The following is a 15,129-nucleotide window of genomic DNA, read 5'->3' on the forward strand; positions in this document are numbered from 1 at the left end:
TTATAAATCAGTTGGTTAAGAAATAATTGAATAAATATTTATTTTTTACAAATTTTAATGAACTTTATAGTAAGGTTCATTGTCTTATAGAACAAGCAACTTGCAGTTGTTTTAATAAAATTGGTTCCTTAGGTTATTTGCCCCACATTTATTGTGGGGTTTTTTCTTGCTCATTTTATAATAAGAATGGTGTACTCAAAAACAATAACGCAACATAACGAACCATTTTTCCCAGAAAGATAAAGAGACTACTCGTTACAAAATTTAATCTTAACCAACCAGCTATGGCACAAAATAAATCGCCAACTACAGGCAGCCAGCTCAAAAGTAAAACAATCGCCCCATAACGCCGTAGCTGATTTATTGCCCATAAAGTGCGGTAATTTTTGGGATCGAATTTTGGCATCCATCGTCCAATTCCGTAAGTGGTTAAACTTCCTAAGCTATTTCCAGCGGTTGCAATCAATATTAGAGCTAATATATCTGCGTTAAATAAAGAACCTAACATTAATTTAGGTACAGCAAGCGCAACAAATATAACTTCTGAATTACCTGGTAATACTGTTGCACTCAAAAACGCGCTGATAAACATAAAGCATAAGCTATTAGCCTGCCAAAAATCAGCACTAAAAAATGAAAAAATATCCATTATCTTGGCGAAATAATTTCTCGTGTGCGAACATCAAACACATCCATTCCCGCACTTAATCCTGCTTGCACGCCTAAATCCGCATCTTCAAATACGATACAACGACTTGGATTTGCTTGAATTAACTCCGCACAGCGTAAAAAAGTTTCTGGATGTGGTTTATGTTCTTTTACATCATCTGCACTGACAATGGCATTAAAGTAAGGTGCGATAGCCAGTTTATCCATCAACATATCAATAATTTTACGGTGTGAGCCAGAACCTAAAGCAATCGGCTTTTTCTGATGGAAGGATTTAACAATTTCAAAGGTTGGCAATAACTTTGATTGGGTCGGAATAAGTTGATAAGACAACTCACGTTTTGCAGCCAGCACATCCTCAATTCGATCTAGTGGCATATTCGCCGCTTTCATCATTTCCCCCGCGATAGTTCGAACCGTCGCCCCGCCGAAGTTATACATAATTTGAAAATCAAATTCATAGCCAAATTTCTTTCCCACCATTGTCCAAGCCTGCGCATGCACGGGCATTGTATCAATTAAAGTTCCATCCATATCAAAAATCAATCCTTCATATGGATTGAAGATCTCGTAATCTAACATTTTTACATCCTTACAAATTTTTTTACCATTTTGCTACAAAACTGTGATCTATGCACTGTTTTATTTCAGTAAAGTGCGGTAAATTAGCGAACAAATTTTGAACTAACAAAAACAAATGCGGTTATTTAAGCAACTAGAACGTTGGAAAACTCGCAGGCAAATAAATCAATCTATTATTGATGTGGTATTTCGTTTACGAGATCGATTAGCTCATTACTGGCAAGCTGATGTGAATACGCCTCAAGTGGATTTTATGCTGCTACACATTGCTTGCAGCTTAGGTCGGATAGAACGAGGAGGTTGTGTTTCTTCGCTTTATTCAGAAATGCTCGAAGAAATGCAAAGTGCGGTCATTTTTCCACAAGTTTTAGCTATTCATCAAGATTTACTCAAGTTAATGCCATTTTCCATTCCTGAAGCAGAACAAACTTATTTTTTAGCGAACATTCATTCTTTGGTTCTTGAACAGAAGCAATTAAAGCCTTTGAAATGAATTATGCGGAGGTGCATTCAATTTATGGTGTAAAACTGGACATTGATTCGGTAAATAATTCATCAAATTACTAAAAACATTAAGGAAATTTACCTCACTTTTAAGTAAAATAGCGTAATTTTTCAAAGAGATAATAAATATGAAAGCCAAATTAGTCAGTTTACTTGCGCAAGCAAATATAAAAATAAGTGATCAACAAATTCAGCAGTTGATTAATCTGGTCAATTTACTCAATAAATGGAATAAAGCTTATAATTTGACGTCAGTTCGTGATCCGCAAGAAATGTTAGTTAAACATATTTTAGATAGTCTTGTTGTAAGTCCTTATTTACAAGGTGATCGTTTTATTGATGTCGGTACAGGGCCTGGTTTGCCTGGTTTACCTTTGGCAATTATTAATCCTTCCAAACAATTTGTCCTCCTTGATAGCTTAGGTAAGCGTATTAGTTTTATTCGAAATGCTATACGTGAGCTTAGACTAACTAATGTAACCCCCGTTTTAAGTCGAGTAGAAGAATATCAACCTGAAGATAAATTTGATGGTGTATTAAGCCGTGCTTTTGCTTCACTAAAAGATATGACAGATTGGTGCCATCATTTACCAAAAGAAAATGGATATTTTTATGCATTAAAAGGGATTTATCAGGAAGATGAAATTAATGAATTGAATAAAAAATATACTATTCAAAAAGTGATTGAATTATCTGTTCCTGAACTTATAGGCGAACGACATTTAATCGTTTTACGTTAAAAAGTAACAAATAGATAAATTATTTTCTAAAAGTGTGATTTATATAACACTTTTTATGTGTTTTTAAGTTGAATCTAAAGCCAGCAAAGGTATAATCGGCGGGCTAAAATTATTTTGTAAAAGTGATGTCGCGCATTTTATCTCACGCTAAAAAAAACTACAGAAAAGCTATTATTATTGAGAGTCTTTTGCTTGTAGTTTTTTATTTGCTTATTTATGGATGGCAACGCCAAAGTGCGGTAGATTTTAGCTACGGTTTTTTAAGTGCCTTTTTGCCTTTTTGTACATTTATATTTATCATTTTTTACAGAAAACAAAATTTTTCAACAAAACTGACCGCACTTTATCGTGCTGAAGCAATAAAGTTTATTTTAACGATGGTTTTTATCATTATTGCCATCAAATGGTTATTCGTTATCAATTTTATTGCGTTTTTTGTTGGTTTTTTATTGGCATTAGTGCTGAATAATATTATTCCACTTATTCTCAATAAAATTTAACTTTGGGTTATTCTTCTTCAGAACAAAGGATCGATTATGTCTGGACAAACAACATCGGAATACATTAGCCACCATTTATCCTTTCTCAAAACAGGGGATGGATTTTGGAATGTTCATATAGATACGTTGTTCTTTTCTATTCTTGCTGCGGTTATTTTCCTATTTGTTTTTTCTCGAGTAGGGAAAAAAGCAACAACTGGCGTTCCAGGAAAAATGCAATGCTTAGTTGAAATTGTTGTGGAATGGGTTAATGGAATCGTGAAAGAAAATTTTCATGGTCCACGTAACGTAGTTGCGCCACTTGCATTAACAATTTTCTGTTGGGTATTCATCATGAATGCTATCGACTTAATTCCTGTTGATTTCTTACCTCAATTTGCAGGTTTGTTCGGTATTCATTATCTTCGTGCAGTGCCGACAGCAGATATTAGCGCAACTTTGGGTATGTCCATTTGTGTTTTCTTTTTAATTCTTTTTTATACAATAAAATCTAAAGGATTCAAAGGTTTAGTTAAAGAATATACGCTTCATCCATTCAATCATTGGGCGTTTATTCCTGTTAATTTTATTCTTGAAACGGTGACTTTATTGGCTAAACCAATTTCACTTGCTTTCCGTTTGTTCGGTAACATGTATGCAGGGGAGTTGATCTTTATTCTTATCGCTGTAATGTATTCCGCTAATATGGCCATTGCAGCATTAGGGATTCCGTTACATCTTGCTTGGGCTATTTTCCATATTTTGGTTATTACCTTGCAGGCTTTCATCTTTATGATGTTGACGGTTGTTTATTTAAGTATTGCTTATAACAAAGCAGATCATTAATCGTTTTTTATTAACCAGCTCTAGGGCTAAAACTTAACTTCTATTGGAGAAAATTATGGAAACTGTAATTACAGCGACAATCATCGGTGCATCAATTCTTCTTGCATTTGCTGCATTAGGTACTGCAATTGGCTTTGCTATTCTAGGTGGTAAATTCTTAGAATCATCAGCTCGCCAACCAGAATTAGCATCTAGCTTACAAACTAAAATGTTTATCGTAGCTGGTCTTTTAGATGCGATTGCAATGATTGCTGTTGGTATTTCATTACTTTTCATTTTCGCAAACCCATTCATCGGTTTATTAAACTAATCACCTTATTTGCTTATCAACGTAAAACAAGCATAGTAAGGAGGACGTTGTGAATTTAAATGCAACATTGATTGGTCAACTTATAGCATTCGCACTTTTTGTGTGGTTTTGCATGAAGTTTGTTTGGCCACCAATTATTAATGCGATTGAAACACGTCAAAGCCAAATTGCGAACGCTTTAGCGTCAGCTGAAGCAGCTAAAAAAGAGCAAGCAGATACGAAAAATCTTGTTGAACAAGAACTTTCAGCTGCAAAATTACAAGCTCAAGACATTTTAGATGCTGCGAATAAACGTCGCAATGAAGTATTAGACGAAGTGAAGGCAGAAGCCGAAGAACTAAAAGCAAAAATTATTGCACAAGGTTATGCTGAAGTAGAAGCAGAACGTAAACGTGTTCAAGAAGAATTACGTCTTAAAGTAGCTTCATTGGCAGTAGCTGGTGCTGAGAAAATTGTGGGTCGTTCTATTGATGAAGCGGCAAACAATGACATTATTGATAAATTAGTTGCAGAGTTATAAGAGGCTTAGCTTATGTCAGAATTAACTACAATAGCTCGCCCTTATGCAAAAGCTGCATTCGACTTTGCCATTGAACAAAGTGCGGTCGAAAAATGGACTGAAATGTTAGGTTTTGCTGCTGCCGTAGCTGAAGATGAAACGGTAAAAGCTTACTTAAGTAGTTCTCTTTCTGCACAGAAATTAGCTGATACAGTAATTTCTATTTGTGGCGAACAATTGGATCAATATGGGCAAAATCTTATTCGGTTAATGGCTGAAAATAAGCGTTTGAGTGCTATTCCTGCGGTGTTTGAAGAATTTAAACATCACGTAGAGGAACACCAAGCTATTGCAGAAGTTGAAGTAACATCTGCGCAACCATTGAATGCAACACAAATCGAAAAAATTGCAGCTGCAATGGAAAAAAGATTAGCTCGCAAAGTGAAATTAAATTGCAACGTGGATAACGCACTTATTGCTGGTGTGATTGTTCGTACTGAAGACTTTGTGATTGACGGAAGTAGCCGTGGGCAACTTACTCGTCTCGCAAACGAGTTGCAATTATAAGAGGAATACAAGATGCAACTAAATTCAACTGAAATTAGTGAATTGATTAAAAAACGCATCGCTCAATTCGACGTGGTCAGTGAAGCGCGTAATACAGGGACAATTGTTTCTGTAAGCGATGGTATTATTCGCATCCACGGTTTAAGCGATGTGATGCAAGGTGAAATGATCGCCTTACCAGGTAATCGTTATGCGATGGCACTTAACCTTGAACGCGATTCTGTTGGTGCTGTAGTTATGGGACCTTACGCAGATTTAGCGGAAGGTATGGAAGTTCAATGTACAGGTCGTATTCTTGAAGTACCAGTTGGTCGTGGTTTATTAGGTCGTGTAGTTAATACGCTTGGTCAGCCAATCGATGGTAAAGGCGAAATTGAAAATGATGATTTCTCACCAGTAGAAGTGATTGCGCCAGGTGTTATCGATCGTCGTTCTGTTGATCAACCTGTTCAAACTGGTTATAAAGCTGTCGATTCCATGGTACCGATTGGTCGTGGTCAGCGTGAGTTAATCATCGGTGACCGTCAAACGGGTAAAACTGCGTTAGCAATTGACGCTATTATTAATCAACGTAATTCAGGTATTAAATGTATCTATGTTGCGATTGGTCAAAAAGCCTCTACTATTGCAAACGTCGTGCGTAAATTAGAAGAACATGGTGCGCTTGCAAATACTATCGTGGTAGCTGCATCTGCATCTGAATCAGCAGCGTTACAATATTTAGCCCCTTATGCTGGTTGTGCGATGGGGGAATATTTCCGTGATCGCGGCGAAGATGCGTTAATTGTTTATGATGATTTATCAAAACAAGCCGTAGCTTATCGTCAAATTTCATTATTATTACGTCGTCCACCAGGTCGTGAAGCCTATCCAGGTGATGTGTTCTATTTACATTCTCGTTTACTAGAACGTGCTTCTCGTGTAAATGAAGATTATGTAGAAAAATTCACTAAAGGCGAAGTAAAAGGGAAAACAGGTTCTTTAACCGCACTTCCGATTATTGAAACCCAAGCTGGTGACGTATCTGCGTTTGTTCCAACCAACGTAATTTCTATTACCGATGGTCAGATTTTCTTAGAATCTAACTTGTTTAACTCAGGTATTCGTCCTGCGGTAAACCCAGGTATTTCGGTATCTCGTGTTGGTGGTTCAGCGCAAACTAAAGTTATTAAGAAATTAGCGGGTGGTATTCGTACTGCACTAGCTCAATATCGTGAATTAGCAGCGTTTGCACAGTTTGCATCAGATCTAGATGATGCGACTCGTAAGCAACTTTCTCACGGTGAAAAAGTAACTGAATTATTAAAACAAAAACAATTCGCGCCATTATCTGTTGCAGAACAAGCGGTTATATTGTTTGCTGTTGAATTTGGTTATTTGGATGACGTGGAATTATCAAAAATTGCAAGTTTTGAGACCGCACTTTTAGATTATTCTAACCGTAATCACGCTGAATTTATGCAAGAGCTTAATAAAACCGGTAACTATAATGATGAAATCAAAGATACGTTAAAAAGTATTTTAGATGGTTTTAAAGCGAATAGTGCTTGGTAGTAACGGAGAGATAAGATGGCAGGTGCAAAAGAGATAAAAACCAAAATTGCCAGTGTACAAAGTACACAAAAAATCACTAAGGCAATGGAAATGGTGGCAACCTCGAAAATGCGTAAAACGCAGGATCGTATGGCTGCATCTCGTCCGTATTCTGAAACTATCCGTAACGTTATTAGTCATGTGTCTAAGGCAAGTATCGGTTATAAACATCCGTTCTTAGTTGAGCGCGAAGTGAAGAAAATCGGTATCTTGGTTATTTCAACAGATCGTGGGATGTGTGGTGGGTTAAATGTTAATTTATTCAAAACCACACTTAACCAAATAAAAAATTGGAAAGAACAAAATATTTCTACAGATTTGGGCTTAATAGGTTCAAAAGGGATTAGTTTTTTCCGTTCCTTTGGATTTAATATCAAAGGTCAGCTTTCTGGTTTAGGCGATACGCCCGCTCTAGAAGAGTTAATTGGTGTGGCAAATACAATGTTTGATGCTTATCGTAATGGTGAAATTGATGCAGTTTATATTGCATACAATAAATTTGTTAATACGATGTCGCAAAAACCTGTTGTGCAACAGTTAGTTCCTTTACCAGAATCTAAAGACGATCATTTAAATGAAAGACAACAGACTTGGGATTATCTTTATGAGCCAGAACCAAAGGCACTTTTAGATAGCCTTTTAGTTCGTTATTTAGAGTCCCAAATTTATCAAGCGGTTGTAGATAATTTAGCTTCAGAACAAGCGGCTCGAATGGTAGCAATGAAAGCAGCAACGGATAATGCAGGTAATTTAATTAATGATCTGCGGTTGGTGTACAACAAAGCTCGTCAAGCAAGTATCACAAATGAATTGAATGAAATCGTAGCCGGTGCGGCGGCGATTTAAGAAAAGAGGAACGGTAATGTCAGCAGGAAAAATTGTACAAATCATCGGTGCGGTGATTGATGTTGAATTTCCACAAGATGCGGTGCCAAAAGTTTACGATGCATTAAAAGTTGAATCAGGTTTAACACTTGAGGTGCAACAACAATTAGGTGGCGGAGTAGTTCGTTGTATTGCATTGGGTACATCTGATGGTTTAAAACGTGGCTTAAAAGTAGAAAACACAAATAACCCAATTCAAGTACCAGTAGGCACAAAAACACTTGGTCGTATTATGAATGTGTTGGGCGAACCAATTGACGAACAAGGAGCAATTGGTGAAGAAGAGCGTTGGGCTATCCACCGTTCGGCACCGAGCTATGAAGAACAATCAAACAGTACGGAATTATTAGAAACTGGTATCAAAGTGATCGACTTAATTTGTCCATTCGCAAAAGGTGGTAAAGTTGGTTTATTCGGCGGTGCAGGTGTAGGTAAAACCGTAAATATGATGGAGTTGATTCGTAATATTGCGATTGAGCATTCAGGTTACTCTGTATTTGCGGGTGTAGGCGAACGTACTCGTGAAGGTAATGACTTCTATCATGAAATGAAAGATTCTAACGTATTAGATAAAGTATCTTTGGTTTATGGTCAAATGAACGAGCCACCAGGTAACCGTTTACGTGTTGCATTGACTGGTTTAACTATGGCTGAAAAATTCCGTGATGAAGGTCGAGATGTATTATTCTTTGTGGATAATATCTATCGTTATACCCTTGCTGGTACGGAAGTATCTGCGTTATTAGGTCGTATGCCATCCGCGGTAGGTTACCAACCGACATTGGCAGAAGAAATGGGTGTGTTACAAGAACGTATCACTTCAACCAAAACAGGTTCTATCACTTCTGTGCAAGCGGTGTACGTACCAGCGGATGACTTAACTGACCCATCTCCAGCAACAACTTTCGCACATTTAGACTCAACTGTTGTATTAAGTCGTCAAATCGCATCTTTAGGTATTTACCCTGCAGTTGATCCATTAGATTCAACTTCACGTCAGTTAGACCCGCTTGTTGTTGGTCAAGAACATTATGATGTTGCTCGTGGTGTACAAGGTATTTTACAACGTTATAAAGAATTGAAAGATATTATCGCAATTCTTGGTATGGATGAATTATCTGAAGAAGATAAACTAGTGGTAGCACGTGCACGTAAAATTGAACGTTTCTTATCACAACCATTCTTTGTTGCAGAAGTCTTCACAGGTTCACCAGGTAAATACGTGACATTAAAAGACACCATCCGTGGCTTCAAAGGTATCTTAGATGGCGAATATGACCATATTCCTGAACAAGCGTTCTATATGGTTGGTTCAATCGATGAAGTGTTAGAAAAAGCCAAAAATATGTAATCACTTCAAGTCATTTGAAGGAGAACAAAATGGCGACATTTAATTTAACAATAGTAAGCGCAGAGCAGAAAATCTTTGAAGGTGAAGTAAAACAAATTCAGGTAACTGGTGTGGAAGGGGAGCTTGGTATTTTGCCCGGACATACGCCATTGCTAACAGCAATTAAGCCTGGGATTGTTAAATTTACTCTTAAAGATGGGAATGAAGAAGTTATCTATGTTTCTGGTGGTTTTTTAGAAGTTCAACCAAATATTGTGACAGTATTAGCAGATATTGCTATTCGAGGTAGTGAATTAGATGCAGATCGTATTCACGAAGCAAAACGTAAAGCAGAAGAAAATATAGTATCTCGCGGATCTGATGCAGATCACGACTTACTTGTTGCAAAACTTTCTAAAGAGTTAGCAAAACTTCGAGCTTATGAACTCACTGAAAAACTATTGAAAACAAGACGATAATTGAAAGTATAATATAGATGAAGTGAACTTCATTTAGTTTAAGGGCTAAGTTCTATAATTTTAGAACTTAGCCTTTTTGTTGTATGAGATTAATGATAAGTTTTGTCTGAAATTTTTATCTAAATTAATTAGGATAATATTTACTCTTTTTTAGATAAAAAGTGCGGTAAATTTTTAGTTTGTTTTTAACCTACAACAAAGGGTAAATAACCCGCACGAATCGCAAATGGAATGGATGTAATGATCACGCCTAATACCAATACGATAATTAAAGTCAGATTTCCTCCCCACACTTTGTATGGCAAATTAGCGTGGGCACGACGAGCTTTCCAAACAAGGCTAACTGGCAATACTACGGCGTAGAATGCAAACATTTGACCTGCGTAGCCTAGTGCTAAAATAAAACCTTCTGGGTAAAATAATGCAAAAACAAGTGGTGGAATAAAAGTCAGTAAACCAAGTGAAATTCTGCCTGCTGTAACGTTAAATGAACGTTTTAGTAAATCTTCAATACATTCTAACAATCCTAATCCCACACCTAAGAAAGAAGTGATAAGTGCTAATGTAGAAAATAATTTTACCGCACTTGCGATCACATTGCTTCCAGTGATGGCGAAGGTTGCTTTTACTAAGCCATTTAAAGTCGCATCTTCTTTTAAGATTTGTAAAAATTCATTTTGTGTAAGCAAGCCGTGCGTGGATAGTTGCCATAGAATATAAGCACAAAGTGTTATGGCAGAGCCGACCAAAATAGAGAAGCGCAATGCTTTTACATTGCCATCTAAGTATTTATTTAAACTTGGAATGGAACCGTGGAAACCAAACGCCGTGAAAAATACAGGGCTTGCAGAGATAATTAAAGCCTTATCAATTGGCGTCGCCATTAAGTTATCAAATTTGATTTCTGGCAACATTAAGCTTAACACCACGGCAAAGGCAGCAAGCATAACGAAAAATAACACGCGATTAATTTTATCTACGCTATGTGTGCCGATGACAATAAATGAACCGAAAATCACGGTAAATAATAAGACGCTAACTTTATCGCCAAAACTTTCTGGTAATAAATCTTTTAGTAGTGAACCGCCACCGCTGATATAAGCGGCAATTAATGCGTATAAGAAAATAATTAGCACGGCTGTGGCAATAATGCGTCCTGTTTTACCAAAATATTGTTCTGCAAGTGTGCCGATACCTGCATCACTTTCCGCAGTTTGATAGAGTTCAACGAATAAAAGTGCGCTAAAAGTTAATAATGCCCAAAGCCCCAATAACAAGACTAAAGTAAAGCCGAAGCCAATGCCAGCGGAAGTGAGTGGCATAGCCAACATTCCCGCGCCAATCATCGTACCAGCAACAAGAAGTGTGCTGCCTACAGTTTTGTTCATTTTTGTTTCCTTATGATGTAATAAAAAATTTACGATAATTGTATTGTATAATTTACAGTCTGTAAATAAAATTTATAAATTGTGAATTTTTTACTATCTTCCTTGCTATATTGTTGCTTAAGAAGAAGGAATAAAATGATATTTCCTAAATTTTGTTGTTTATCAATACATTTAATTACCATAGTTTCACTGTATTTTACGATGATATTGAATTGCCCAAACAAATCTTCTAATTGCTCACTTAATATTGCCTGACAATTTTCTTATTTATTTCCTCCTTCTGGATGTAATCCAATCCCTTGATGGCGTTCTTGTAGTTTTGCGATAATTTCGTACCACTGAAGATCTTGATTGTGTAATAATACGGTTAAGTGATAGACCAAATCTGTAGCTTCAGAAATGACTTCCGCTTTATCTTGTGCGACCGCAGCCAAGGCAGTTTCCACACCTTCTTCCCCCACTTTTTGGGCGATTTTTTTGGTACCTTTTGCGTGTAATGTTGCAGTATAAGAATTAGAAGGATCTGCATTTTTCTTTTCTTTTAAATGTTGTTCTAATTTTATAAACCACGCCCAATTTGCAAATTGTTGCTTCTTGTTCTCTGATTGTGGAGAGGTAAATTGATGGAAGCAGCTGTATTCACCTGTGTGGCAAGTTGCCCCAATGGGATCAACTAAAATGAGCAAAGTGTCGTTATCGCAATCTAAGCTCATTTCTTCCACATTTAAAAAATTGCCCGAGATTTCTCCTTTTGTCCATAATCGTTGTTTGGTACGAGAGAAGAAAGTTACTTTACGTTCTTTGATGGTTTTTGTAAGGGCTTCTTCATTCATATAGCCAAGCATTAGTACCTCACGAGTACTTATATTTTGAATAATAACAGGAAGAAGACCATTAACTTTTTGCCAGTCTATTTTAGTAATATTCATTATTCACTCCGAATCTCGATGGCTGATTGCACAAGGTAGGATTTTAACTCGCCAATTTCAATAATCTGTTTATGGAATACGCTGGCAGCTAATGCCCCATCTACTTTTGCTTCAATAAAAGCATCACGAAAATGTACCATTTTACCCGCACCGCCAGATGCAATTAGAGGTACTCTACATACTCCTCGCACCAGCTTGAGCTGGGCTAAATCGTACCCGTTTCGTAAACCATCTTGATTCATCATATTTAGCACGATTTCTCCTGCACCGCATTGTTGTACTTCTTTTACCCAATCTAACAACTGCCAATGAGTTTGTCGGGTACGTGTTTCATCGCCTGTATATTGGTTTACCCAATACTTACCTGTTTCCTGTTCAAACCAACTATCAATACCTACTACAATCGCTTGTACGCCAAAACGATCTGCTAAGCGAGAAATGAGCGTTGGATCAGCGAGAGCAGGGGAATTAATCGAAATTTTATCCGCCCCAAATGCAAACAATTTTTCCGCATCTTCAATGGTTTTAATCCCACCTGCTACGCAAAACGGAATATCAATTACCTGAGCGATTCGTTCTACCCAACTTTTATCCACGGTACGACCGTCTGATGAAGCCGTAATATCATAAAATACCAATTCATCAGCTCCTTCTTGCGCATAGCGTTGAGCAAGTGGCACAATATCGCCAATAATTTCGTGGTTACGGAATTGTACCCCTTTTACCACCTGTCCATCACGTACATCCAAACAAGGAATTATCCGTTTTGCCAACATTTGATTGCCTCCGAAAGCGTAAATTTTCCTTCTAATAAAGCGCGACCTACAATTACACCTGACACACCTGTGCCTTTTAGAGCCTCAATATCAGCCAGTGAACCAATCCCTCCAGAAGATTGAAACTGAATAGGTGGATATTTCTCACAAATTTCTTGATAAAGTCCAATATTTGAACCTGTCAAGGTGCCATCGCGTGAAATATCGGTACATAAAACTTGTTGTAAGCCAACGGTTTGGAAATCTTCGATCAACGTTTCTAATAGTACACCACTTTCTTCCTGCCAACCGCTAATCGCAACGATTTTCTGACCGCTTGCATTAATATTCACGTCTAATGCTAGAACAAATTTTTCCGCACCATATTTGATGAACCAGTTTTTCACCATTGAACGATGAGTTACGGCGGTTGAACCAATCACCACGCGATTCGCACCCACAGCCAATAAATCTGCCACATCTTGCTCTGTACGAATGCCTCCTCCCACTTGTACTTTACATTGTGTTGCTTCAACGATTTTTCCAATAAGTGCGGTTTGTCTTGACTGGGGATTTTTCGCTCCCGTTAAATCGACTAGATGTAGTTGTTTTGCTCCTTGACGTACATAATTATCAAATTGCTTAATTGGATTGTCAGAATAGGTAGTTTGCTTGGCATAATCGCCTTGGTGTAACCGCACAACTTGACCATTGATAAGATCAAGAGCAGGGATAATAATAGATTGTTTCATTGTGTTTGATCCTGTATGACTATATGATCTAGTGATTAAAACGGTACTTTTTCCACAAAATTTTTTAGCAACAACGCACCATTTTTACCCGAACGTTCGGGATGAAATTGTACACCGTAAAAATTCTCTTTCGCTATCGCAGCAGAAAAATTCACACCATAATTGCTTATTGCCACCGAATGTTCATTCGGGCTAACTGCATAACTATGCACAAAATAGAAGTGACTATTTTGCACAATACCATCAAATAACGGACAGTTTTTTACAAATTGCACGCGATTCCATCCCATTTGAGGTAACGGTAAACCCGTATCGGGAATTCGATTAGTTTTTCCGCTTATTAGGTTTAAGGTCGGCACATTACCCTCTTCGGAAAATTCGGTCATTAACTGCATACCCAAACAAATTCCTAGCACTGGTTGAGTTAGATTTTGAATGGTTTCGATCAATTGACGTTCTTGTAAATTATACATTGCTGCATTTGCAGTGCCTACGCCAGGTAAAATCAGCTTATCGGCAGATTTGATTTTATTGAGATCAAAAGTGATCTCGGTATTGTAACCTAATCGGTCAAAGGCGAATTTTACAGAAGAAAGGTTGGCACAACCTGTGTCTATAATCGTGATGTTTGTCATTTTTTTATCCTTTTACAATCGGTCGAATTTTGCAAAAATACGACAAAAATTAACCGCTCTTTCAACTATAAAACTCCTTTTGAACTTGGCATTTCATTTCCTTCAATCCGAATCGCCTGTCTTAATGTTCTCCCAAAGGCTTTAAATAAGCTCTCTATTTTATGATGATCGTTATTACCCGTGACATTTAAATGAATCGTGGCAAGCATTGAAAATGCCAAAGATTGAAAGAAATGTTCAGTGAGTTCCGTACTAAAATCGCCCACTTTATCGCGTTTAAAGCAGGCATTGAATTTGATCCAAGGTCTGCCCGATAAATCTAAAGCACATTCTGCTTTACATTCGTCCATTGGAAGCACAAAGCCGAAACGGGCAATACCACGTTTGTCACCAATGGCTTGTTTCAGTGCTTGTCCAAGGGCGAGAGCGGTGTCCTCCACCGTGTGATGTTCGTCAATCCATAAATCGCCTTTACACTGCACGTTCATTCTAAACCCACCGTGTGTGGCGATTTGATCGAGCATATGGTCAAAAAAACCAACGCCAGTTTTGATTTCATTTACACCAGCTTCATCTAGCCAAATCTGCACTTTAATATCGGTCTCTTTAGTTTGACGAATTACTTCTGCAAAACGTGGCGGACGTTTGCCACAGTTTGTGACCGTTTCCCCCAACAATTTTTCTGCAATCAGATCCCAATTCATTTTCTGTGGATCGTATTGAATAGCTCGAATACCTAGATTTTCTGCTAATTGCACATCGGTCTCTCGGTCACCAATGACAAAAGAGCGGTCAATATCGAATAAATTTTTACGAATATAGTGATCAAGCAACTTAATTTTTGGTTTGCGACATAGACAATTTTCTTCGGGCTTATGCGGGCAAATGAGTACTTCATCAAAGGTAATGCCCTGAGATTCAAATAATGCCATCATTACATTGTGGGGCTTATCAAAATTTGTTTGCGGAAAAGCATCCGTACCAAGCCCATCTTGATTAGAAACTATCACAAAACGGTATTTCGCTTTCAGTCTGAGGAGTGCGGGAATCACTTTCGGTTCTAATTTTAGTTTCTCTAAACTGTCAATTTGGAAATCAGTTTTTGGTTCATCAATTAATGTGCCGTCTCGGTCGATAAAAAGAGTAGGTTGCATATTTTTCTCCGTGTATGTTATATGAATGGTATG

At 37.4% G+C, this 15,129-nt stretch carries 19 protein-coding genes; 11 read left to right on the forward strand and 8 right to left on the reverse strand.

Annotated features, from left to right (window positions below):
- Positions 1-175 precede the first annotated feature (175 nt).
- Both AT683_RS02605 and AT683_RS02610 read right to left on the reverse strand, forming a co-directional pair.
- Positions 176-649 (reverse strand): YqaA family protein, encoded by a 474-nt coding sequence (locus tag AT683_RS02605; protein WP_011272084.1) that lies wholly within the window; start codon positions 647-649, stop codon positions 176-178.
- The gene (locus tag AT683_RS02610) at positions 649-1,251 is read right to left on the reverse strand and encodes a beta-phosphoglucomutase family hydrolase (RefSeq protein WP_005652027.1); all 603 of its coding nucleotides are present in this window, start codon (positions 1,249-1,251) and stop codon (positions 649-651) included. The genes AT683_RS02605 and AT683_RS02610 overlap by 1 nt, the downstream gene beginning before the upstream one ends.
- Before the next feature lie 115 nt (positions 1,252-1,366).
- Between AT683_RS02610 and AT683_RS02615 the strand changes: the two genes are divergently transcribed.
- The 11 genes from AT683_RS02615 (at position 1,367) to AT683_RS02665 (ending at position 9,483) form a co-directional block, all read left to right on the forward strand.
- Positions 1,367-1,744, forward strand: coding sequence for a PRD domain-containing protein (locus tag AT683_RS02615; RefSeq protein WP_011272083.1), 378 nt, complete (start codon positions 1,367-1,369; stop codon positions 1,742-1,744).
- A gap of 139 nt (positions 1,745-1,883) precedes the next feature.
- Positions 1,884-2,495 (forward strand): 16S rRNA (guanine(527)-N(7))-methyltransferase RsmG, encoded by a 612-nt coding sequence (gene rsmG / locus AT683_RS02620; RefSeq protein WP_005652031.1) that lies wholly within the window; start codon positions 1,884-1,886, stop codon positions 2,493-2,495.
- Positions 2,496-2,620: 125 nt separating this feature from the next.
- Positions 2,621-2,995 carry an ATP synthase subunit I gene (locus AT683_RS02625; RefSeq protein WP_011272082.1) on the forward strand — a complete coding sequence of 125 codons (375 nt, stop codon included), beginning with the start codon at positions 2,621-2,623 and terminating at the stop codon, positions 2,993-2,995.
- Between the two features lie 36 nt (positions 2,996-3,031).
- The gene (gene atpB, locus AT683_RS02630) at positions 3,032-3,820 is read left to right on the forward strand and encodes a F0F1 ATP synthase subunit A (protein ID WP_005629251.1); all 789 of its coding nucleotides are present in this window, start codon (positions 3,032-3,034) and stop codon (positions 3,818-3,820) included.
- Between the two features lie 55 nt (positions 3,821-3,875).
- On the forward strand, positions 3,876-4,130 hold the full coding sequence (gene atpE / locus AT683_RS02635; RefSeq protein ID WP_005652035.1) for a F0F1 ATP synthase subunit C: 255 nt from the start codon (positions 3,876-3,878) through the stop codon (positions 4,128-4,130).
- Between the two features lie 49 nt (positions 4,131-4,179).
- A complete protein-coding gene (atpF, locus tag AT683_RS02640; protein ID WP_005629246.1) occupies positions 4,180-4,650 on the forward strand; it encodes a F0F1 ATP synthase subunit B in 471 nt (156 codons plus the stop codon).
- A gap of 12 nt (positions 4,651-4,662) precedes the next feature.
- Positions 4,663-5,196 (forward strand): F0F1 ATP synthase subunit delta, encoded by a 534-nt coding sequence (gene atpH / locus AT683_RS02645; protein ID WP_005642563.1) that lies wholly within the window; start codon positions 4,663-4,665, stop codon positions 5,194-5,196.
- A 12-nt stretch (positions 5,197-5,208) separates the two neighbouring features.
- Complete coding sequence (atpA, locus tag AT683_RS02650; protein WP_038440564.1) at positions 5,209-6,750, forward strand: F0F1 ATP synthase subunit alpha; 1,542 nt, start codon at positions 5,209-5,211, stop codon at positions 6,748-6,750.
- A 15-nt stretch (positions 6,751-6,765) separates the two neighbouring features.
- Positions 6,766-7,635: a F0F1 ATP synthase subunit gamma gene (atpG, locus tag AT683_RS02655; protein WP_032824011.1), complete on the forward strand. Its 870-nt coding sequence runs from the start codon at positions 6,766-6,768 to the stop codon at positions 7,633-7,635.
- Positions 7,636-7,651: 16 nt separating this feature from the next.
- Positions 7,652-9,025, forward strand: a complete 1,374-nt coding sequence (gene atpD / locus AT683_RS02660; protein WP_005649402.1) for a F0F1 ATP synthase subunit beta — start codon at positions 7,652-7,654, stop codon at positions 9,023-9,025.
- Between the two features lie 29 nt (positions 9,026-9,054).
- On the forward strand, positions 9,055-9,483 hold the full coding sequence (locus tag AT683_RS02665; protein ID WP_005649396.1) for a F0F1 ATP synthase subunit epsilon: 429 nt from the start codon (positions 9,055-9,057) through the stop codon (positions 9,481-9,483).
- A gap of 185 nt (positions 9,484-9,668) precedes the next feature.
- On the opposite strand, the gene AT683_RS02670 is transcribed toward AT683_RS02665, so the two are convergent.
- The 6 genes from AT683_RS02670 to hisB form a co-directional block, all read right to left on the reverse strand.
- Positions 9,669-10,871: an aromatic amino acid transporter gene (locus tag AT683_RS02670; protein WP_011272079.1), complete on the reverse strand. Its 1,203-nt coding sequence runs from the start codon at positions 10,869-10,871 to the stop codon at positions 9,669-9,671.
- 263 nt (positions 10,872-11,134) lie between these two features.
- The gene (gene hisIE / locus AT683_RS02675) at positions 11,135-11,800 is read right to left on the reverse strand and encodes a bifunctional phosphoribosyl-AMP cyclohydrolase/phosphoribosyl-ATP diphosphatase HisIE (protein WP_005649391.1); all 666 of its coding nucleotides are present in this window, start codon (positions 11,798-11,800) and stop codon (positions 11,135-11,137) included.
- Complete coding sequence (gene hisF / locus AT683_RS02680; RefSeq protein ID WP_005693688.1) at positions 11,800-12,576, reverse strand: imidazole glycerol phosphate synthase subunit HisF; 777 nt, start codon at positions 12,574-12,576, stop codon at positions 11,800-11,802. The genes hisIE and hisF overlap by 1 nt, the downstream gene beginning before the upstream one ends.
- Positions 12,558-13,307 (reverse strand): 1-(5-phosphoribosyl)-5-[(5-phosphoribosylamino)methylideneamino]imidazole-4-carboxamide isomerase, encoded by a 750-nt coding sequence (gene hisA, locus AT683_RS02685; protein ID WP_005649383.1) that lies wholly within the window; start codon positions 13,305-13,307, stop codon positions 12,558-12,560. The genes hisF and hisA overlap by 19 nt, the downstream gene beginning before the upstream one ends.
- A 35-nt stretch (positions 13,308-13,342) precedes the next feature.
- The gene (hisH, locus tag AT683_RS02690) at positions 13,343-13,942 is read right to left on the reverse strand and encodes an imidazole glycerol phosphate synthase subunit HisH (RefSeq protein WP_005649382.1); all 600 of its coding nucleotides are present in this window, start codon (positions 13,940-13,942) and stop codon (positions 13,343-13,345) included.
- Between the two features lie 65 nt (positions 13,943-14,007).
- Positions 14,008-15,096, reverse strand: coding sequence for a bifunctional histidinol-phosphatase/imidazoleglycerol-phosphate dehydratase HisB (gene hisB / locus AT683_RS02695; RefSeq protein WP_011272078.1), 1,089 nt, complete (start codon positions 15,094-15,096; stop codon positions 14,008-14,010).
- Positions 15,097-15,129: the final 33 nt, after the last annotated feature.

The organism is Haemophilus influenzae (assembly GCF_001457655.1).
GTDB classification, from domain to species: Bacteria; Pseudomonadota; Gammaproteobacteria; order Enterobacterales; family Pasteurellaceae; genus Haemophilus; species Haemophilus influenzae.